This is a genomic window from Streptomyces sp. PA03-6a (assembly GCF_033792765.1).
Lineage (GTDB): Bacteria > Actinomycetota > Actinomycetes > Streptomycetales > Streptomycetaceae > Actinacidiphila.
In genome coordinates, this window is record NZ_JARAVK010000176.1 from 1 (window position 1) to 19,493 (window position 19,493).

The following is a 19,493-nucleotide window of genomic DNA, read 5'->3' on the forward strand; positions in this document are numbered from 1 at the left end:
GTCTCCCCCGTGACCGCCCTCGATCGCCGTGATGTACGGCGGCCGGGTGCGGACCACCTGACGCCCGGTGCCACGAGCGCACCCCCGCCCGCCCGTGGCACCGGACTTCTCGACGCCCCGGCCCGCGGTGTGCAGGCGCGGCTGAAGGACTGCGGTGGTCGTCGTGCTGTGCAGTGCGTTCATTTCGCGCCCCCCGTGGGTGGAGCCGGCCTGGTCTTCGTACCCGTCCGGCGGGGGCCGCCCGGTAGGCGTCCCCGTCGATGACCAATAGCTTCCCGCGCCAGTTTCATGGCGTTGTCCGCCGAGTGTCACAGCCCCGTCACAGACGACGGCGGTACCTTCCACGGTCCACTTGGGAGAGAATGCGGGCGTGCCTTTCCTGTTGCTGATCGAGGACGACGACGCCATCCGAGCGAGCCTCGAACTCGCCCTGTCGCGCCAAGGCCACCGTGTGGTGGCCGCGGCCACGGGCGAGGACGGGCTGAAGCTGCTGCGCGAGCAGCGACCGGACCTGATCGTGCTGGACGTCATGCTCCCGGGCATCGACGGTTTCGAGGTGTGCCGTCGCATCCGGCGCACCGACCAGCTGCCGATCATCCTGCTGACCGCGCGCAGCGACGACATCGACGTCGTGGTGGGTCTGGAGTCCGGAGCCGACGACTACGTCGTCAAGCCCATCCAGCCGCGCGTGCTGGACGCCCGCATCCGTGCCGTGCTGCGCCGCGGCGAGCGGGACAGCACCGACGCGGCCGCCTTCGGCAGCATCGTCATCGACCGCTCGGCGATGACCGTGACGAAGAACGGCGAGGACCTGCAGCTCACCCCGACCGAGTTGCGGCTGCTGCTGGAGCTGAGCCGCCGCCCGGGGCAGGCCCTGTCCCGGCAGCAGTTGCTGCGCCTGGTGTGGGAGCACGACTACCTCGGCGACTCGCGCCTGGTGGACGCCTGTGTCCAGCGGCTGCGGGCCAAGATCGAGGACGTGCCCTCGTCGCCGACCCTGATCCGTACCGTCCGGGGTGTCGGGTACCGCCTGGACGCGCCGGCGTGAGTCAACCGCACCACGAGGACACCACCGGTGACAACACGACGGACCAGCGGCTGAGCGGCTGGAGATCACGGCTGCTGCGGCTCACCAGCCTGCGGCTGCGCCTGGTCGCCGTGTTCGCCGCCGTGGCGCTGGCGGCCGCCGTGTCCGCCTCCGGAATCGCCTACTGGCTCAACCGTGACGCCGTGCTGACCCGCGCCCAGAACGCCGCGCTCAACGACTTCCGCGCCTCGATGACCCGCAACGCGGGCTCGCTGCCGCGGCACCCGTCCTGCGACAAGCTGGCGGACGCCGCGCGGAGCATCGGCACCAGCACGCAGACCTACCAGGTGCTGCTGATCGGCACCGGCCCGGACGGCGAGCGCTGCGCGACCAAGTCGCAGAGCGACGGCTTCTCGCTGGACGCCGTCCCCACGACGCTGCGCAAGGCCGTCAGCAAGCGCAACCCCAAGGAGGGCGACCCCGCCGAGTACCACCTGTACTGGCAGCGGGTCACCCGCAACGGACAGCCGTACCTGGTGGGCGGGGCCAAGGTGATCGGCGGCGGGCCCACCGGCTATATGTTCAAGTCGCTGGAGGCCGAGCGGAAGGACCTCAACTCGCTGGCCTGGTCGCTCGGCATCGCCACCGCCCTCGCCCTGATCGGTGCGGCGCTGCTGGCCCAGGCCGCGGCCTCCACCGTGCTGCGGCCCGTGGCACGCCTCGGCGACGCCGCCAGGAGGCTCGGCGAGGGCAAGCTCGACACCCGGCTGCGGGTCACCGGCACCGACGAACTCGCCGAGTTGTCACGGACGTTCAACCGCACCGCGGAACGACTGGAGCGACGCGTCGACGAGCTCAGCCAGCGCGAGGCGGCCAGCCGCCGGTTCGTCGCCGACATGTCGCACGAGCTGCGCACCCCGCTGACGGCGATCACCGCCGTGACCGAGGTGCTGGAGGACGAGGCGGACTCCCTCGACCCGATGATCGCCCCCGCCGTGCGGCTGGTGGTGAGCGAGACCAAGCGGCTGGGCGAGCTGGTGGAGAACCTGATGGAGGTCACCCGCTTCGACGCCGGCACCGCACGCCTGGTCATGGACGACGTCGACGTCTCCGACCTGGTCACCGCCTGCATCGACGCCCGTGCCTGGCTCGACGCGGTGGAGCTGGACGCGCCGCGCGGCATCATCGCGCTGCTCGACCCGCGCCGCATCGACGTGATCCTGGCCAACCTGATCGGCAACGCCCTCAAGCACGGTGGCTCGCCGGTCCGCGTCAAGGTGCGGCAGGACGGGGACGAGCTCGTCGTCGAGGTCGCCGACAACGGCCCCGGCATCCCGGAGGAGGTGCTGCCGCACGTCTTCGACCGGTTCTTCAAGGCGGACGCCTCCCGGGCCCGTTCCGAGGGGAGCGGCCTGGGCCTGTCCATCGCCCTGGAGAACGCGCACATCCACGGCGGAGAGATCGCCGCGGCCAACAACCCCGGTGGCGGCGCGGTGTTCACGCTGCGCCTGCCGATGCGCACCGGGGCCGGCCAGGCGGCGGAGACCGAGGAAGGGAACGAGAGCAAGTGACGCATCCGTCCCGGGGCGCCGCCCCGGACGCCCCGGGTCTCCCGTCCGCGGGTGCCGCCCGCCGTCGCCGGCGCGCCCCGCTCCTCATCCTGCTCGGCATGGTCCTGCTGGCCGGCTGCGGCATCCGTACCACCTCGGTGCCGGTGGACGCCGGGCCCGCGCCCTCCCGTGTCTCCTGCGCGGTGCCGGACGAGGAGGCGAGCCCCACGGCGACGGCCTCCGCGTCGCCGCAGGGCCCGGCCGCCCGGGTGTTCCTGGTGTGCAGCGCCCAGGTGGCCGCGGTGAACCGCTCGGTGCGGACCGGGGGCCTGGACCAGCTGGGCATGGCCGTGCTGCTCCTGCGCGAGCTGCAGCGCAAGCCGCGCGGCGGCGAGTCGTCGGCCGGCTTCACCACGGCCGTGCAGGGCGACCTGGCCGTGGAGGGACCGCACCGCGACGACCCGCGCGGATCGCTCCGGCTCAGCGCCCCGCTGGGCGACCTGCCGCCGTTCGCGCTCGCCCAGGTGGTGTGCACGTACGCCGGTACGGCCGCGGGCTCCGGCAGCGGCGGGGTGCTCCTGGGCGGCCCCGACGACACCCCGGTGCGCCGCTTCACCTGCACCGGGGACCTGCGCACCGACCCCGAGGCGGCGGAAACCGCTGGAACCGCCGTGAAGTGACAGACGTCCTTCCAGGCGTGCGGCGCGACGGCTCTCTCCCGAAAGTGCGCGCGGTGGGCCTGGTACTCGCCGCGGTTCATCTGGCTCTGGTGGGGTGGCTGATGCTGCGTCCGCAGTACGTGCCCTGGGTGGACGCCCCCAACCTCCGTCCGTTCGCCTCCATCCGCTCCGACCTCGCCATGGGGCCCGCGGAGGCGGCCCGCCGGATCGGCGCGGGGCTGGCGCTGCTGGCCCCGCTGGGCGTGCTGCTGCCGATGGCCGGCGGCCGGGTGCGGGTGTCGGCGCCGGGCTCGTTCGCCCGCACGGTCTTCGCGGGGCTGATGATCTCGCTGGCCCTGGAGTTCGTGCAGACCGGGGTGCCGGGCCAGATCTTCGACGTGGACGCCCTGCTGCTCAACACGGCGGGCGTCGCGCTGGCCCACCTCGCCGTGGTGCCCGCGGCCCGCGCGTGGGCGCACCGGCGCAGCGTCCGCCGGGAGGACCGGCTGACCGCTGCTCAGGGGCGGACCCCGAGGATTCCCAGGGTCGGGATCGCACCGTAGAGCGATGATTCACGGCGGTATGCGCTCGTACGGTGATGTCATCGGCCGGAGGGACCGGCCTGGACTCCCGAAGGAGCACCCGCCATGTCCGCACTGGTCCGCCCCCGTCACGGCCGGATGATCGCCGGGGTCTGCGCCGGACTCGCAGACCGGTTCGGCACCTCCGCCACCACGATGCGTGTGATCTTCCTGCTGTCGTGCCTGCTGCCCGGGCCGCAGTTCCTGCTCTACCTCGCGCTCTGGCTGCTGCTGCCGGACGAGGGGCACGCGAAGACCGCCGTGTGACGCCACGGGCCCCGGAACACCTGCGGGCCGCGCCCCCGAGGGGGCGCGGCCCGTCCGGCGTTCGTCCGGGTGGTGCTCAGCCGCCGATCGGCAGGCCCTGCAGCGGCAGCTGGCCCAGCGGCAACTGGCCGCCGACGGGGAGGCCGCCGAGCAGGGTGCTCAGGCCCTGCGGGGCGTTCTGCACGCCGGGGACGATGTTGGCGGTCTTCGGCAGGCCGCTGGTGACGGCACCGACCGGGACCGACTTCGCCACGTCGGCGACCGGCACGGAGGCCGGCAGGGCCGAGGCGTTCGGCAGGCCCAGGTTGGTGTCCGTCGGAGCGGCGGAGGCGACGCCCGCGGCGGCCCCGACGAAGGCCACGCCCAGCGCGGCGGCACCGAGAGTCTTGACGGTTCCGGTCTTCATGGTTGCGATCCTCGTGATGGGGGATGGTGCGTCCGCCGCGGCACACACGGAACGTGTTCGCGGGATTTCGGAACGTATCGACGGGACGCGGGGCGGTGCAAGCGGCCGCGCGCGGCCCCACGCGGCCGGGGCCGCCCCGCCGCCGCACGGCGGGACGGCCCGGGTCTCATCCCTCTTCCGGCGAGGAATCGCTGGCCACGGCGGTGGCGGCGGCCGTCTGGCGGAACAGCCACTCGGCCTTCAGCTCCGAGTATCCGGGCTTGATCACGTCATTGATCATCGCGAGACGTTCATCGAAAGGGATGAAGGCGGACTTCATCGCGTTGACCGTGAACCACTGCATGTCGTCGAGCGTGTAGCCGAAGGCGGCCACCAGTTCGGCGAACTCGCGGCTCATGCTCGTGCCGCTCATCAGGCGGTTGTCGGTGTTGACCGTGACCCGGAAGTGCAGCCGGCGCAGCAGCCCGATGGGGTGCTGCGCGTACGAGGCGGCAGCGCCGGTCTGCAGGTTGGAGGTGGGGCACATCTCCAGGGGGATGCGCTTGTCGCGCACGTAGTTGGCGAGCCGCCCGAGGGAGACCGTGCCGTCGTCCGCGACCTCGATGTCGTCGATGATGCGCACACCGTGCCCGAGCCGGTCGGCGCCGCACCACTGCAGGGCCTGCCAGATCGAGGGCAGGCCGAAGGCCTCGCCGGCGTGGATGGTGAAGTGGAAGTTCTCCCGCTGGAGGTACTCGAAGGCGTCGAGGTGGCGGGTGGGCGGGAAGCCGGCCTCGGCGCCCGCGATGTCGAAGCCGACGACGCCCCGGTCGCGGTAGCGGATGGCGAGTTCGGCGATCTCCTGCGAGCGGGCGGCGTGCCGCATCGCGGTGAGCAGGGCGCCCACCCGGATCCGGCCGCCCGCCTCGCGGGCCCGCCGTTCGCCTTCCCGGAAGCCCTCGTTGACGGCCTCCACGACCTCGTCGAGGGAGAGCCCGCGTTCGACGTGGAGCTCGGGGGCGTAGCGCACCTCGGCGTAGACGACCCCGTCCGCGGCGAGGTCCTCGGCGCACTCGGCGGCGACCCGGGTGAGCGCCTCGCGGCTCTGCATGACGCCGACCGTGTGCGAGAACGTCTCCAGGTAACGCTCCAGCGAGCCGGAGTCGGCGGCCTCGCGGAACCAGGTGCCGAGCTTGTCCGGATCGGTCTCCGGCAGGCCGTCGTAGCCCGACGCGCGGGCGAGGTCGACGACGGTCCCGGGGCGGACGCCGCCGTCGAGGTGGTCGTGGAGCAGCACCTTGGGCGCGCGGCGGATCTGCTCGGGCGTGGGGGTGGCCCCCGCAGCGCCCGCGGGGAAGGGGAGCGTGCTTGAGCTCGTCATTTCCGAAACATACCCCCTACGCGCGTAGAACTCTTGGATGATGCCGAATATTGACCTCCCGGCCAGGTCGTGCACACCTTCCCGTCTGCCATGGTTACGCCATGGCTTCGCAAGCTTTACCGGTGCGTGGTGCGCGGTTGGGGAAGAGAGTGACACCGGGTCTGAACCCGGCGGCACGGCGGGATACGGACGACGAGGCGGTCCGTGCCGCCGTGCTGCTGCTGCCCGGTGGCAGTGCGCTGAGCACCCGTCGGCGCTCCCCCGTGGCCGCCGCGGCGATGGTGCCGCTGGCCCGCCGTCTGGTGCGGGCAGCGGGCCGCGGTGAGGGCCTGGCCGTGCACGTCGTGCACTACCGCTTCCGCGGCTGGAACGGCGGTCACGCCCACCCGGCCGAGGACGCGCGGTGGGCGGTCGACGAGGTCGTCCGCCGCTACGGTGACGTACCGGTGTCGCTGGTCGGCATGGACATGGGCGGCCGCGCCGCGCTGCACGCGGCGGGCCACCCGGCCGTCAACTCGGCGGTCGCCATAGCCCCGTGGCTGCCGGACGCCCCGGAGCCCGATCCGGTGAAGCAGCTGATAGGCCGCCACGTCCTGATCGTGCACGGCACGAACGACGGCTCCACCCACCCCGACCTCTCCTACCGGCTGGCCGAACGGGTGAAGAAGGTCAACCGGGACGTGTGCCGGTTCGAGGTGCACACCGACGGCCATCTGCTCCACGACCACCGGGCCGAAGTCGCTTCCCTGACCGCCGACTTCGTCCTCGGCACCCTGCTCGGGCGGTCCTTCGCCCGCCCGGTCGCCGACGCGCTGGCCGCCCCTCCCCCGCTCGGCCTGCGCATGCCCCTGGCCTCGGGTTTCGGACGGTCGCCCCAACTGCGCTGAGCGCGGGGCGCCGACCACCGGGGTCACCCCTGCCCGCGGACCCTGCGTTCGACGAGGTCGGCCACCCGGGTGAACCCGGCCATCTCGTCCTCGGGCAGGGCGCCACCGGAACCGGCTGGCACGGCCGACGCACCCAAGCGGAAGAGCAGGGCGCGCAGGAGCATCTGCGCGCCCTGCGCACCGGGGACCGCCGAGTCCACCAGGTGGTGCCCGGCGCGGTGGTGGAGCAGGCCGTCGACCACCACGATCGCGTCCGCGTACGCGACGGGCCGCCAGTAGGGCGAGAAGTCGATGACCGCGGGGGCCCGGCCGGCCGCGAACAGGACGTTCCCCGTCAGGTCGCCGTGGATGAGCTGGGCCCGCGCGCCGACCGGTTCGCGGAGCCGTTCCAGCCTGGTGACCAGCCGCCGGATCTCCGCCGGCGCCTGCGCTGTCGACTCGCCCCAGGCGAGGCGGTCGGCCACCGCCCACGGATGCCGGTGCGCGTCCAGGTGGTCGGGTCGCGGCACATCGCGCAGCGCCTCGTGGAGGGCCCTGCCCGCGGCCAGCAGGGCGTCCCATCTGCCGGCGGGGCCGGGCTCTCCCGCCAGGAACTCGGTCGCCGCCCATCCTTCGACGACGTGACCACCACCCACGGAGCGCAGGAATCGCGGTACCCGGAAGTCCCGGCGCCCCTGCAGACGCTCCATCAGTCCCGCGGCCCAGGCGGTCTGCCCTGCGTCGGCGCCCGGCTTCAGCACCGCGCCCGCCACCCGGACGCTGTGTCCCTGCCCCCCTGCGAGCGGCTCGGGCCGGCCGGAGAGCCCGAAGGCCTCCAGGACATGCGGGGGCGGCAGGGCCGCGTCGGTCGCACGGGTCATGCCCCGCATCCTCCGGGACCGGCGGCTCCGGGCGCATCCGCGTTCCGGGCCGGCCGGCGCCGTCAGCCGGGGAGGAGCTGACCGCGCCTGCCGAGCAGGAACTTCTTGAAGGCGGCGACGGGTGCCGTGTCGGAGTGGCCGCCGAGCCAGGCCACGCCGATCTCCCGGACCGCGCGCGGGGCGGTGACGGTCAGCTCCACGACTCCGGGACGCGGGACGAGCGGCGGCGGCAGCAGGGCCACCCCGAGTCCGGCGGCGACCAGACCGCGCAGGGTCTCGGCCTCCTCCCCCTCAAAGGCCACCCGCGGGGTGAAGCCCGCCTCCGCGCAGAGGGCGTCGGTGATGCGCCGCAGCCCGTAACCGGCTTCCAGGCTCACGAACAGCTCCCCCGACGCCTCCGCCAGGCGCACCCTGCGGCGGGAGGCGAGCCGGTGGTCGGCGGGGACGACCAGCCGCAGCCGCTGCTCGTCGAGGCGCCGGACGACCAGGTCCGGCGCGTCCGGCACCGGTGAGGTCAGGCAGAGGTCCAGATCGCCCGCGCGCAGCCCGGCGAGCATCGCCTCGCCGTAGTTCTGCACGAGCTGGAAGCGGATCCGCGGATGGTCGGCGCGGAAGGCCCGCAGCAGGGCCGGTACGGTCTCCGGGCCGAGCGTGTGGAGGAAGCCGAAGGCGACCCGTCCCGACTGCGGGTCGGCGTCGGCGCGTACGGACTCGGCCGAGCGCTCCACCTCGCCCAGCGCCCGCTCCACCGAGGCGAGGAAGCCGCGGCCCGCGGGCGTGAGCGAGACCGTACGGCCCTGGCGCGCGAAGAGCGTGACGCCCAGGTCGAGTTCGAGCCGGACCATGGCCCGGCTGAGCGTGGACTGGGGCACCCCCAGCTCGCGCGCCGCGCGGGTGACGTGCTCGTGCCGCGCCACCGCGGCGAACTGGGCGAGCCGGGGGGCCAGCACCGCCGCCCAGGAGGCGCTGTCCAGCTCCGCCCGCATGTCTGTTGCGTCACGGGACGGTGACAGCGACCGGGCTGACCTCGCTTCATGCGCCATGGGAACGATTATCGCCACTCCGTGCATTGGACGCATGAAACCGGCCCGGCCTAGCGTGAAGGCATGTCTCCCGCCGATACAGGGGCGTCCACCGTGACACGGCCGGGCGCCGCCGCCTCCGCCCCCTCAGCCGCCACACTGCGACCGGGTGAACCCGGCTACCGACGCGCCATCCTGGCCCTTTTCGCCGCGGGACTCGCCACCTTCGCCCTCCTGTACTCCACGCAGGCCCTGCTGCCGGCGCTCTCCACGGGGCTGTCCCTCAGTCCCGCCCAGGCCAGCCTCACCGTCTCGGCCACCACCGCCGCCCTGGCGCTGGCCCTGCTGCCGGTGAGCGCGCTGAGCGAGAAGTACGGCCGCACGGCCGTGATGACGGCGTCGGTCTTCAGCGCCTCGGCGCTGGCCCTGGTCATCCCCTTCGCGCCGGACCTCACCACCCTGGTCGTCCTGCGCGCCGTGCAGGGCGTGGCCCTCGCCGGGCTCCCGGCGACCGCGATGGCGTACCTCGGCGAGGAGATCCACCCCAAGGCGGTCGCCTCCGCGATCGGCCTCTACGTCGCGGGCAACAGCATCGGCGGCATGAGCTCCCGGGTCCTCACCGGCGCCGTGGCGCAGGCCTTCGGCTGGCGCGCCGCACTGTTCGCCGCCGGCGCCATGGCGGTGCTGTGCGCCGTCGCCTTCCGGCTGCTGATCCCCACCGCCCGCAACTTCCGTCCCGGCCCGGTCAGTCCCGCCGCCCTCCGGCGCACGGTGACCGGCCACCTGGGCACCCCGCTGCTGCGCCGGCTGTACCTGATCGGGCTGCTCTTCATGGCGGTCTTCGGCGCCGTCTACAACGTGCTGGGCTACCGGCTCGCCGCCGAGCCCTTCGGCCTGTCGCAGACCGCGATCGGCCTCATCTTCCTGGTCTACCTGGTCGGCACCGGCGCCTCCGCGGCCTCCGGCGTCCTGCACGCCCGCCTCGGGCGGCGCGGCGCCCTGTACGTCGCCGTGGTGCTGGCCGCGGGCGGGCTGCTGCTCACCCTCGCGGGCTCCCTCGCCGCCGTGCTGACCGGACTGGTCCTCATCACGGCCGGCTTCTTCACCGGCCACTCCATCGCCTCCGGCGCGGTCAGCCGCACCGCCACCACCGGCCGCGCCCAGGCCTCCGCGCTCTACCTGACCGCGTACTACGTCGGCAACAGCCTCGGCGGCACCCTGGGCGCCTCCGCCTTCCACACCGCCGGCTGGGGCGGCACCGTCGCCCTGTGCCTGGCCGCCGTCCTGGGCGTCGCGGGGATCACCGTGCACGCGACCCGGCGCGCGGTCGCGGACCGGCGGCTCGCCGTCCCTGCGGGACGCACGGCCTGACGGTCGTACGACGAAGAACGGGACCGGTGGAAGTCCACCGGTCCCGTTCCCTGTCGCGGGGCGGCCCCGCTCAGGCGATGCGGTCCAGCACGATCGGGGCCGGCGTGAACGCGGTGCCCGCCGGGGAGATCTCGACGCCGCCGGCGAGGGCCGCCAGCGCGTAGTCGAACTTCTCCGGGGTGTCGGTGTGCAGGGTCAGCAGCGGCTGGCCCTGCGTGACCGTGGCGCCCGGCTTGGCGTGCAGCTCGACGCCCGCGCCGGCCTGCACCGGGTCCTCCTTGCGCGCCCGGCCGGCGCCGAGGCGCCAGGCGGCGACACCCACGGCGTAGGCGTCCAGGCCGGTGAGGACACCGGACCGCTCGGCCGTGACGACGTGCTGCTCGCGCGCGACGGGCAGCGCCGCGTCCGGGTCGCCGCCCTGCGCGGCGACCATGCGGCGCCACACGTCCATGGCGGAGCCGTCGGCGAGCGCCTTGGCGGGGTCGGCGTCCTTCAGCCCCGCAGCGTCGAGCATCTCGCGCGCCAGGGCGACGGTCAGCTCGACCACGTCGGCCGGGCCCCCGCCCGCCAGCACCTCGACGGACTCGCGGACCTCCAGCGCGTTGCCCGCGGTCAGGCCGAGCGGGGTGGACATGTCGGTGAGCAGCGCCACGGTCCTCACGCCGTGGTCGGTGCCCAGCCCCACCATCGTGGAGGCCAGCTCGCGGGCCTGCTCCAGGTTCTTCATGAAGGCGCCGGAGCCGACCTTGACGTCCAGGACGAGCGAGCCCGTCCCCTCGGCGATCTTCTTGGACATGATCGACGAGGCGATCAGCGGGATCGCCTCGACGGTGCCGGTGACGTCGCGCAGCGCGTACAGCTTCTTGTCGGCCGGGGCGAGGCCGTCGCCCGCGGCGCAGATGACGGCGCCGGTGTCGCCCAGGACCCGCAGCATCTCCTCGTTGGACAGCAGCGCCCGCCAGCCCGGGATGGACTCCAGCTTGTCCAGGGTGCCGCCGGTGTGGCCGAGGCCGCGGCCGGACAGCTGGGGGACGGCCGCGCCGCAGGCCGCGACCAGGGGTGCGAGCGGCAGTGTGATCTTGTCGCCGACGCCACCGGTGGAGTGCTTGTCCGCGGTCGGGCGGGGCAGCGAGGAGAAGTCCATGCGCTCGCCGCTGGCGATCATCGCAGCCGTCCAGCGCGCGATCTCCGACCGGTCCATGCCGTTGAGCAGGATCGCCATCGCGAGCGCGGACATCTGCTCGTCGGCGACCTCACCCTTGGTGTAGGCGTCGATGACCCAGTCGATCTGGTCGTCGCCGAGGCGGCCGCCGTCGCGCTTGGTGCGGATGACGGAAATGGCGTCCATGGTTCACGTACCTTCTTAGCGGTTGGTCAGGTCGTCCGGGCCGAACGCGTCGGGGAGGACGTCGCGCATCGTGCGGATGCCGTCGGACATCTCCACCAGCAGTCCGGGGCCGCCGTGCTCCCACAGCAGCTGACGGCAGCGGCCGCACGGCATCAGCTGGGCGCCCTTGCGGTCGACGCAGGTGAAGGCGACGAGCCGGCCGCCCCCGGTGGCGTGCAGGGTCGACACCAGCCCGCACTCGGCGCACAGGCCGAGGCCGTAGCTGGCGTTCTCCACGTTGCACGCCGAGATGACCCGCCCGTCGTCCACCAGCGCGGCCGCGCCGACGGGGAAGTGCGAGTAGGGGACGTAGGCCCGGGACATGGCGTCCCGGGCCTGCGTCCGCAGGCCTTCCCAGTCGACGTCGTCGACGCCGACCGGGCCCGCGGTGTCGCTCACTTGCCCTGACCCTTCCGGTACCTCATACCGTCAGCCTTGGGCATCCGCAGACGTTGTGCCGACAGGGAGAGCACCAGCAGGGTGACGACGTACGGGGTCGCTCCCACGAACTCGCCGGGCACCTCGTCGGTGAACAGGTACCAGCCCAGCACCGCCGCGCCGACGACCAGGCTGACGCCGCCCTGCCAGAAGCTGCGCTTCCACAGCTTCCAGGCCGCCAGCAGCACCAGCAGGACCACCAGGAGCAGCAGCAGCGCGTGCACCGTCGGGCCGCCGTTGCGCAGCTGGAGCGCGTCGGAGTAGCCGAACAGTCCGGCGCCGGTGGCGAGGCCGCCGACGCGCCAGTTGCCGAAGATCATCGCGGCGAGGCCGATGTAGCCGCGGCCGCCGGTCTGGCCCTCGAGGTAGATGTGCGCGGGGACCATCGCCAGGAAGGCGCCGCCGAGGCCGGCGAGACCGCCGGAGGTGATCACGGCAACGTACTTGTACAGGTACACGTTGACGCCGAGCGACTCGGCCGCGACCGGGTTCTCACCGCAGGACCGCAGCCGCAGACCGAACGGGCTGCGCCACAGCAGGAAGAAGCTGCCGACGAAGAGCAGCACCGCGACGACCGTCAGCGCGGAGACGTCGGTGACCAGGCCGCCGAGCACGCCGGCGAGGTCGGAGACGAAGAACCAGCCGTGCTTCTCGATGCTCGCCAGCCCGTCGGACAGCCCGGGGATGTCGAACGACGGCAGGGCGTCGACCGGTGGGGACTGCTTGGGGTTGCCGCCCTTGGTGGCCGCGTCGCCGGTGGAGAACCACAGCTTGGCGAGGTACTGGGTGGCACCGAGCGCCAGGATGTTGATGGCCACACCCGAGATGATGTGGTCGACGCCGAAGGTGACGGTGGCGACCGCGTGGATCAGACCGCCGAGCGCACCGCCGACGACACCGGCGAGGACGCCCAGCCACGGGTTGGTCTGCCAGCCGGCCCAGGCACCGAAGAAGGTGCCGAGGATCATCATGCCCTCGAGGCCGATGTTGACCACGCCCGAGCGTTCGGACCACAGACCGGCCAGACCGGCCAGGCCGATCGGCACGGCGAGGCCGAGCGCCGCGGTGATCTGGCCCTGGGCGGTGAGCTGGTCCTGACCGGTGATGATCCGCACCACCGACACCAGCGCGAGCGCGGCGGCGATGATCAGCAGGATCATCGGGAAGGAGAGGCGGCCCTTGCGGCCCCTGGCCCCTGCGGCCTTGGGAGCCGCGGGCGGCGGGGTCTGGGTCATCGTGGCGGTCACGCCGTCACCTCCTTCTTGGTGCGGGCCTGGGCGGCGAGTTCCTCGCCGACCTTCTGCTGCTGGCGCTTGAGGCCGTAACGCCGGACGACCTCGTAGGCGATGACGACGCTCAGGACGATGACGCCCTGCATGACGCCGACGATCTCCTTGTCGTAGCCGTCGAACTCCAGGCGGCCCGAGCCACGCTCCAGGAAGCCCCACAGCAGCGCCGCCAGCGCGACGCCGACCGGGTTGTTGCGGCCCAGCAGGGCCACCGAGATGCCCGTGAAGCCGATGCCGGCCGGGAAGAGGTCGGAGCCGTAGGCGTGGGCGTCGTTCAGCAGCAGCGGCATGCCGGTGAGACCGGCCAGACCGCCGGAGATCAGCATGCTGGTGATCACCATGCGCTTGACGCTGACGCCGCTCGCGGTGGCGGCGCTCTCGGACATGCCGACGCTGCGCAGGTCGAAGCCGAAGCGGGTACGGCCCAGCACGAACCAGTAGCCGATGCCGATGACCACGGCGAGCACGACGAAGCCGTAGATCTGGCCGATGTCCTCGCCCATGTCGAAGTTGAACAGGTGGCCGGAGGAGGGCAGCGGCGTGGTCGACACCGAGGTCTGCGCCTTGTCCAGGTGGCCGAGCCGGCCGTCCTTGAGCAGGTAGCCGACGATGTAGGTGGCGATCGAGTTCAGCATGATGGTCGCGATGACCTCGCTGACCCCGCGCGAGGTCTTCAGCAGGCCCGCGATACCGGCCCACATCGCGCCGACGATCATGGCGACCACGATGATCAGCGGGACCTGCAGGAAGCCCGGCAGCGTCACGGCGCCGCCGACGGCCGCGGCGAAGAAGGCGCCCAGGCGGTACTGGCCCTCGACACCGATGTTGAACAGGTTCATGCGGAAGCCGACGGCCACCGCGATGCCCGCGATGTAGTACGTGGTCGCCTTGTTGATGATCTCGACCTGGCTGTCGCTCTTGAAGCCGTAGTCGAACATCGTCCCGAAGGCGCCGAACGGCTCCTTGCCCGTGGCGAGCAGCACCAGCGCCGTGATCACGAACGCGGCCACGAGCGCCAGCACGGGGGCGGCGACGGCGAGGAGCACCCGCTCCTTGTCGATCTTCTTCATCGTTCCTCTCCCCCGTGGCCGGCGTCGCCGTCCTCGTGCTCCAGATGGCCGGCGGCCGCGCCGGTCATCGCGGAGCCCAGCTCCTCCGGGGTGATGGTGGCGGGGTCGGCGTCGGCGACCAGACGGCCGCGGTACATGACGCGCAGGGTGTCGGACAGGCCGATCAGCTCGTCCAGGTCGGCGGAGATCAGCAGGACGGCCAGGCCCTCGCGCCGGGCCTCGCGGATCTGGTCCCAGATCTGCGCCTGGGCGCCGACGTCCACACCGCGGGTGGGGTGCGCGGCGATCAGCAGCTTGGGCCGGTGGCTCATCTCGCGGCCGACGATCAGCTTCTGCTGGTTGCCGCCGGACAGGGACGCGGCGGTCACCTCGATGCCGGGGGTGCGGACGTCGTACTCGCGCACGATCCGCTCGGTGTCGCGGCGGGCCGCGGCCGGGTCGAGGAAGCCGCCCTTGCTGTTGGGGCGCTCGGTGACGTGGCCCAGGATGCGGTTCTCCCAGAGCGGGGCCTCCAGCAGCAGGCCGTGCCGGTGCCGGTCCTCGGGGATGTAGCCGATGCCGCCCTCGCGGCGCTTGCGCGTCGGGCGGTGGGTGATCTCGTCGCCGTCGAGGCCGATCCGGCCCGCGTCGGGCGGCAGGATGCCCATGATCGCCTCGACGAGCTCCGCCTGGCCGTTGCCCTCGACACCCGCGATGCCGAGGACCTCGCCCTTGTGGATGGTGAAGGAGATCTGGTCCAGGACGATCCGCTCGATGCCCTCCAGGTCGGTCTCCGACAGGTGGAGACCGTCGATGGTCAGCATCGGGACGTCGGTGACCGTGGACTCCCGGGTCTCGGGGGACGGCAGCTCGCTGCCGACCATCAGCTCCGCGAGCTGCTTCGGGGTCGTGGTCCGCGGGTCGGCGGAGCCGACCGTGGTGCCCCGGCGGATGACCGTGATCTCGTCGGCGACGGAGAGCACCTCGCCCAGCTTGTGGGAGATGAAGATGACGGTCAGGCCCTCGGCCTTGAGCTCGCGCAGGTTGTCGAAGAGCGCGTCGACCTCCTGCGGGACGAGGACCGCGGTCGGCTCGTCGAGGATCAGCGTACGGGCGCCGCGGAAGAGGACCTTCAGGATCTCGACGCGCTGACGGTCGGCGACACCGAGGTCCTCCACCAGGACGTCCGGGCGCACCCCGAGACCGTAGGCGTCGGAGATCTCCTTGATCTTGGCCCGGGCCTTGCCGCCGATGCCGTACAGCTTCTCGCTGCCGAGGACGACGTTCTCGAGGACGGTGAGGTTGTCGGCGAGCATGAAGTGCTGGTGCACCATGCCGATGCCGCGGACGATGGCGTCGCCCGGGTCGTGGAAGGTGACCCGCTCGCCGTCGATGGTGATCGTGCCCTCGTCCGGCTTCTGCATGCCGTAGAGGATCTTCATCAGGGTCGACTTGCCGGCGCCGTTCTCGCCCACGAGGGCGTGCACCGTGCCACGGCGAACCGTGATGTCGATGTCGTGGTTGGCCACGACACCTGGGAATCGCTTGGTGATGCCGCGGAGCTCCACGGCATTCTGGCTGGGGGGGCTGGACGCGTTGATGGCGCACTCTCCTCGCGGAAAAGAGCGGGGCGGGCGGGGTGTGGCGAACGTATCGCGAGGAGGGGCCTCTACGCGCGTAGCGTTGCCAGATCCATAAGGGGAAGAGTCACAACGGAGACCGCGTGCGCGACACCCGGCTGAACACAGGCGCGAGGCCCGGGAAGGGGGGAGCCTGGGCTGTCCCCTCCCGAGCCTCGCGACCGGCGCTCACGAGAGACCGGGCGTCACTTGACGGTCGTCTTGACCTTGATGTCGCCGTTCACGATCTTCTTCTTGGCCTCGTCCAGCTGGGACTTGATGTCGTCGATGAAGCCACCGCTGGTGGACAGGCCGACACCGTCCTTGGCCAGGTCGTAGGCGTGGGTGCCGGTCAGCGGGGAGCCGCTCTTGACCGACTCGACGACCTCGTAGACCGCGACGTTCACGTTCTTCAGCGCGGAGGTCAGGATCGAGTCCTTGTACTTGGCCAGACCCGGCTGCTCGTGCTGGTCGGAGTCGACACCGATCGCCCAGGCGCCGGACTTGCCGGCGACGGCCTCGATGGCGCCGTTGCCGGAGGAGCCCGCGGCCGCGTAGATCACGTCGATGCCGTTGTCCAGCATGCCCTGCGCGGCGGCCTTGCCCTTGGCGGGGTCGGAGAAGCCGGAGAGGTCCGAGCCGCTGGTCAGGTACTGGGTGGTGACCTTGACCTTCGGGTTGGTCTCCTCGACGCCCTGGCGGAAGCCGGCCTCGAACTTGTTGATCAGCGGGATGTCCACGCCACCGATGAAGCCGACCTTGTTGTCCTTGGTCTTCAGGGCGGCGGCGACACCGGCGAGGTAGGAGCTCTGCTCCTCGGTGAAGACGATGCTGTCGACGTTCTTGGCGTCGACGACCGAGTCGACGATCGCGAAGGTCGTCTTGGGGTACTTCTTGGCCGCGGCCGTGATGGACTCGCCGTAGGCGAAGCCGACACCGATGACCGGGTTGTAACCCGCGTCGGCCAGGTCCTCCAGGCGCTGCTCGCGGTCGGCCTCGGTGTCGGAGGTCTTGGCGGTCAGCTCCTTGACGTCGACGCCGAAGTCCTCCTTCGCCTTGTCCAGGCCCTGGGCGGCGGAGTCGTTGAACGAGTGGTCACCACGGCCACCCACGTCGTAGGCGACGCCGACCTTCAGCTTGCCGCTGCTGCTGCTGTCACCGTCGCTGTCTTTGGAGCTGCTGCCGCAAGCGGTCGCGGTGAGCGCGAGAGCCGCGGAGGCTATACCCGCGGCGGCGATCTTGGTTACCCGGCGCAAGAGGGTACCCCTTCAACTCTGAGCGCCCCGTCCGGCGCTGGCTTAACCGGAGCTTAACGCGCGTAGATGTCAGGTAAAGGGGGGTTGGCCGCCCGTTATCGGATCGTCGCATTTCGGCCAGGTGACCCGGCCGTGTCGACCGGGTCACCCACCGTCATGCCAGCAGCGCAGCGGAGGTGAACAGCTCCACGCCGACCTTGATCGCGCCCTCGTCGACGTCGAAGTCACCTTGATGCAGATCACGCTTTGACGTGTCCCCAACGGGCCGTACGCCCAACCTCGCCAGCGCGCCCGGAACCTTCTCCAGGTACCAGGAGAAGTCCTCGCCGCCCAGGCTCTGCTCCGTGTCCTCGACGGTGTGCGCGCCGTAGCGGGCCGTCATGGCGTCGCGCAGCAGCTCGGTCGAGTCCGCCTCGTTGACCACCGGCGGCACCCCGCGGTGGTACGTCAGCTCCCACTTCGCCCGGTACATGGCGGCCACCTGGTCGATCACCTCGTGGACCAGGTCGGGGGCCTCGTGCCAGGCGTTCAGGTCCAGGCAGCGGACCGTGCCCTCCAGCTCGGCGTGCTGCGGGATGACGTTGGCCGCGTGACCGGCCTCGATGCGGCCCCACACGATGCTCATCCCGGAACGGGGGTCGATCCGGCGGGCCAGCACGGCCGGCAGCTCGGTGGCCATCTTGGCGGTGGCCATCACCAGGTCGGTGGTCAGGTGGGGGCGGGCCGTGTGGCCGCCCGCGCCGTCCAGGGAGAGCTCCAGCCGGTCCACCGCGGAGGTGATCGATCCCTGGCGCAGCCCGATCCGCCCGACCTCGACCTTCGGGTCGCAGTGCAGGGCCAGGATCCGGCCCACGCCGTCCAGCGCGTCCGCCTTGATGGCGTCCAGCGCACCGCCCGGCATGACCTCCTCGGCCGGCTGGAACACCAGCCGTACAGGACGCCTCAGCTTGCCCTCGCGCTCCAGCTCCGCCAGTACCAGGCCCGCGCCGAGCACCACCGTGGTGTGCACGTCGTGGCCGCAGGCGTGCGCCCGGCCGGGGACGGTGGAGCGGTACTCCACACGCTTGGTGTCCGGGATCGGGAGCGCGTCGAGGTCCGCGCGCAGCGCCAGCCGCGGACGCTCCGGGTCGGTGGCGCCGATGTCGCACAGCAGGCCGGTGCCGCCGGGCATCACACGGGGCTTGAGGCCGGCCTGCTCCAGGCGGGCCTTCACCGCGGCGGTGGTACGGAACTCCTGCCGGCCCAGCTCGGGGTTCATGTGCAGGTCCCGCCGGAACGCCACGAGTTCGGCCCTGAGCCGCTCGGGCACGACGCCCAACAGCGCACCTTCGGGTGCGGCGGGAACTGTGGGCGCCACTGGCACGGGGTTTTCGGAGGGTTCGGAGGCTGAGTCGTTCACCTCCGACAGGCTAGACCGCATCTGTGCTCCTGATCGCTACATCGCCGTAAATTCATGCCGCGCGAGGAAGAAAAACTCCCCCGTCCGGCGCGTACCCCGCGCTGTACAGGGGTATGAACCTGGTTTATCCCTAGCCACTCCATAGTGGCCCAACGATCGCCCCGCCGCGAGGCAACGCCCTGTGACCGGCCCCGGGCGGCTCAGGCGAAGGCGGCGGGAACCCCGGATCCGGACGGCTCGGGGCAGGGGCGGCGCGGGCCCAGGAGCGTCCTCCCGCGTCGGCCGGGATACGCGGACGGCGCTGATCACCACGACGGCCCGGTACCTGTCCGAGGGCGGCCGAGCCGCACACGGATCCGGCCGACGCGGACGGCCCGCCGCGAGGCGACGGCCTGTGACCGGCCCCGGGCGGCTCAGGCGAAGGCGGCGGGAACCCCGGATCCGGACGGCTCGGGGGAGGGGCGGCGCGGGCCCAGGAGCCGCGCGTAGAGGTCGATGAGCGGCTCGGACTGCTTCTGCCAGGACCACTCGCGCAGCACGTCCGCACGCTCGTAGGCCTTGCGGTAGCGGCGCGGGTTGGTCAGCACGGCGCCGACGGCACGGACGAAGTCGGCGGTGTCCCCCGAGCGGAAGACCTCGCCGTTGCCGATCTCCAGGGTCGGCCGGGCCAGCACGCGGACGTCGCTGACCACCACGGGCAGCCGGGCGTGCGCGTACTCGAAGTAGCGGGCCGGGAGCGCGACCTGCCGGTCGGGGAGGCGGTGCACCGGGAGCACCCCGATGTCGGCCGAGGACAGGAAGCGCGGGATCTCGGCGGGCGGCACGTAGGGCAGCACGTGCAGCCGGCGGGCCACGCCCAGCTCGGCGGCGCGGCCGGTGAGGGTGCGGATCCACGGGTCGTCGAGGTCGGGGACGACCAGCGCGGCGTGCAGGTCGTACAGCTTGGGCAGCGCGTCGACGACCGTGAGCAGGCCGCGGGCGGGGCCGGCGGAGCCGCTGTGGACCAGCAGCGGGACCTCCGGGGCGAGGTGGCAGCGGTCGCGGACGCCGGGCGGCGGCGGCCGGG

Annotated in this window: 19 protein-coding genes and 1 pseudogene; 7 read left to right on the forward strand and 13 right to left on the reverse strand. The window is 72.3% G+C overall.

Features of this window, described 5'->3' with window-relative positions; translation table 11 throughout:
• Positions 1-183, reverse strand: a pseudogene (locus PV350_RS32405) (SigE family RNA polymerase sigma factor); the annotation flags it as partial.
• 187 nt (positions 184-370) lie between these two features.
• Between PV350_RS32405 and PV350_RS32410 the strand changes: the two are divergent.
• The 5 genes from PV350_RS32410 to PV350_RS32430 all read left to right on the forward strand — a co-directional run bounded on the left by PV350_RS32410 (position 371) and on the right by PV350_RS32430 (position 4,084).
• Positions 371-1,048 carry a response regulator gene (locus PV350_RS32410; RefSeq protein WP_026251393.1) on the forward strand — a complete coding sequence of 226 codons (678 nt, stop codon included), beginning with the start codon at positions 371-373 and terminating at the stop codon, positions 1,046-1,048.
• On the forward strand, positions 1,045-2,598 hold the full coding sequence (locus PV350_RS32415; protein ID WP_500337292.1) for an ATP-binding protein: 1,554 nt from the start codon (positions 1,045-1,047) through the stop codon (positions 2,596-2,598). Before PV350_RS32410 ends, PV350_RS32415 begins: the two co-directional genes overlap by 4 nt.
• Positions 2,595-3,257: a hypothetical protein gene (locus tag PV350_RS32420; protein WP_500337293.1), complete on the forward strand. Its 663-nt coding sequence runs from the start codon at positions 2,595-2,597 to the stop codon at positions 3,255-3,257. The genes PV350_RS32415 and PV350_RS32420 overlap by 4 nt, the downstream gene beginning before the upstream one ends.
• Before the next feature lie 53 nt (positions 3,258-3,310).
• Positions 3,311-3,799, forward strand: a complete 489-nt coding sequence (locus PV350_RS32425) for a VanZ family protein (RefSeq protein WP_499513616.1) — start codon at positions 3,311-3,313, stop codon at positions 3,797-3,799.
• 84 nt (positions 3,800-3,883) lie between these two features.
• Positions 3,884-4,084, forward strand: coding sequence for a PspC domain-containing protein (locus PV350_RS32430; RefSeq protein WP_499513615.1), 201 nt, complete (start codon positions 3,884-3,886; stop codon positions 4,082-4,084).
• Positions 4,085-4,160: 76 nt separating this feature from the next.
• On the opposite strand, the gene PV350_RS32435 is transcribed toward PV350_RS32430, so the two are convergent.
• Both PV350_RS32435 and PV350_RS32440 read right to left on the reverse strand, forming a co-directional pair.
• Positions 4,161-4,490 carry a hypothetical protein gene (locus PV350_RS32435; RefSeq protein ID WP_499513614.1) on the reverse strand — a complete coding sequence of 110 codons (330 nt, stop codon included), beginning with the start codon at positions 4,488-4,490 and terminating at the stop codon, positions 4,161-4,163.
• A gap of 166 nt (positions 4,491-4,656) precedes the next feature.
• Complete coding sequence (locus tag PV350_RS32440) at positions 4,657-5,850, reverse strand: adenosine deaminase (RefSeq protein WP_500337294.1); 1,194 nt, start codon at positions 5,848-5,850, stop codon at positions 4,657-4,659.
• 101 nt (positions 5,851-5,951) lie between these two features.
• Between PV350_RS32440 and PV350_RS32445 the strand changes: the two genes are divergently transcribed.
• The gene (locus PV350_RS32445; protein WP_500337295.1) at positions 5,952-6,737 is read left to right on the forward strand and encodes an alpha/beta hydrolase; all 786 of its coding nucleotides are present in this window, start codon (positions 5,952-5,954) and stop codon (positions 6,735-6,737) included.
• A gap of 23 nt (positions 6,738-6,760) precedes the next feature.
• On the opposite strand, the gene PV350_RS32450 is transcribed toward PV350_RS32445, so the two are convergent.
• A complete protein-coding gene (locus PV350_RS32450) occupies positions 6,761-7,597 on the reverse strand; it encodes an aminoglycoside phosphotransferase (protein ID WP_500337296.1) in 837 nt (278 codons plus the stop codon).
• 62 nt (positions 7,598-7,659) lie between these two features.
• Complete coding sequence (locus PV350_RS32455) at positions 7,660-8,640, reverse strand: LysR family transcriptional regulator (RefSeq protein WP_499513610.1); 981 nt, start codon at positions 8,638-8,640, stop codon at positions 7,660-7,662.
• Positions 8,641-8,703: 63 nt separating this feature from the next.
• On the opposite strand from PV350_RS32455, the gene PV350_RS32460 reads away from it, so the two are divergent.
• A complete protein-coding gene (locus tag PV350_RS32460) occupies positions 8,704-9,990 on the forward strand; it encodes an MFS transporter (RefSeq protein WP_500337297.1) in 1,287 nt (428 codons plus the stop codon).
• 70 nt (positions 9,991-10,060) lie between these two features.
• Here PV350_RS32460 and PV350_RS32465 read toward each other — a convergent pair whose 3' ends face one another.
• The 8 genes from PV350_RS32465 to PV350_RS32500 all read right to left on the reverse strand — a co-directional run.
• Positions 10,061-11,338 (reverse strand): thymidine phosphorylase, encoded by a 1,278-nt coding sequence (locus PV350_RS32465; protein ID WP_499513608.1) that lies wholly within the window; start codon positions 11,336-11,338, stop codon positions 10,061-10,063.
• A 15-nt stretch (positions 11,339-11,353) separates the two neighbouring features.
• On the reverse strand, positions 11,354-11,776 hold the full coding sequence (locus PV350_RS32470; protein ID WP_500337298.1) for a cytidine deaminase: 423 nt from the start codon (positions 11,774-11,776) through the stop codon (positions 11,354-11,356).
• Positions 11,773-13,062 carry an ABC transporter permease gene (locus tag PV350_RS32475; protein WP_500337299.1) on the reverse strand — a complete coding sequence of 430 codons (1,290 nt, stop codon included), beginning with the start codon at positions 13,060-13,062 and terminating at the stop codon, positions 11,773-11,775. The genes PV350_RS32470 and PV350_RS32475 overlap by 4 nt, the downstream gene beginning before the upstream one ends.
• The gene (locus PV350_RS32480) at positions 13,059-14,174 is read right to left on the reverse strand and encodes an ABC transporter permease (RefSeq protein ID WP_499513605.1); all 1,116 of its coding nucleotides are present in this window, start codon (positions 14,172-14,174) and stop codon (positions 13,059-13,061) included. The genes PV350_RS32475 and PV350_RS32480 overlap by 4 nt, the downstream gene beginning before the upstream one ends.
• The gene (locus PV350_RS32485) at positions 14,171-15,721 is read right to left on the reverse strand and encodes an ABC transporter ATP-binding protein (protein WP_499513604.1); all 1,551 of its coding nucleotides are present in this window, start codon (positions 15,719-15,721) and stop codon (positions 14,171-14,173) included. The genes PV350_RS32480 and PV350_RS32485 overlap by 4 nt, the downstream gene beginning before the upstream one ends.
• 257 nt (positions 15,722-15,978) lie before the next feature.
• Entirely contained in the window at positions 15,979-17,028 is a 1,050-nt protein-coding gene (locus PV350_RS32490) for a BMP family lipoprotein (protein ID WP_499513603.1), read from the reverse strand.
• A 154-nt stretch (positions 17,029-17,182) separates the two neighbouring features.
• Positions 17,183-18,385, reverse strand: a complete 1,203-nt coding sequence (locus PV350_RS32495) for a M20 family metallopeptidase (RefSeq protein ID WP_500326644.1) — start codon at positions 18,383-18,385, stop codon at positions 17,183-17,185.
• A gap of 455 nt (positions 18,386-18,840) precedes the next feature.
• Positions 18,841-19,493: glycosyltransferase (locus PV350_RS32500; protein ID WP_500337300.1), on the reverse strand; the 653-nt coding region annotated here is incomplete at its 5' end.

Excerpts from the sequence above, each read along its gene's own strand:
- PV350_RS32430 (WP_499513615.1), top strand. The coding sequence starts at position 3,884 with ATGTCCGCACTGGTCCGCCCCCGTCACGGCCGGATGATCGCCGGGGTC.
- PV350_RS32435 (WP_499513614.1), bottom strand. The coding sequence starts at position 4,490 with ATGAAGACCGGAACCGTCAAGACTCTCGGTGCCGCCGCGCTGGGCGTG.
- PV350_RS32440 (WP_500337294.1), bottom strand. The coding sequence starts at position 5,850 with ATGACGAGCTCAAGCACGCTCCCCTTCCCCGCGGGCGCTGCGGGGGCC.
- PV350_RS32445 (WP_500337295.1), top strand. The coding sequence starts at position 5,952 with ATGGCTTCGCAAGCTTTACCGGTGCGTGGTGCGCGGTTGGGGAAGAGA.
- PV350_RS32450 (WP_500337296.1), bottom strand. The coding sequence starts at position 7,597 with ATGACCCGTGCGACCGACGCGGCCCTGCCGCCCCCGCATGTCCTGGAG.
- PV350_RS32455 (WP_499513610.1), bottom strand. The coding sequence starts at position 8,640 with ATGGCGCATGAAGCGAGGTCAGCCCGGTCGCTGTCACCGTCCCGTGAC.
- PV350_RS32460 (WP_500337297.1), top strand. The coding sequence starts at position 8,704 with ATGTCTCCCGCCGATACAGGGGCGTCCACCGTGACACGGCCGGGCGCC.
- PV350_RS32465 (WP_499513608.1), bottom strand. The coding sequence starts at position 11,338 with ATGGACGCCATTTCCGTCATCCGCACCAAGCGCGACGGCGGCCGCCTC.
- PV350_RS32480 (WP_499513605.1), bottom strand. The coding sequence starts at position 14,174 with ATGAAGAAGATCGACAAGGAGCGGGTGCTCCTCGCCGTCGCCGCCCCC.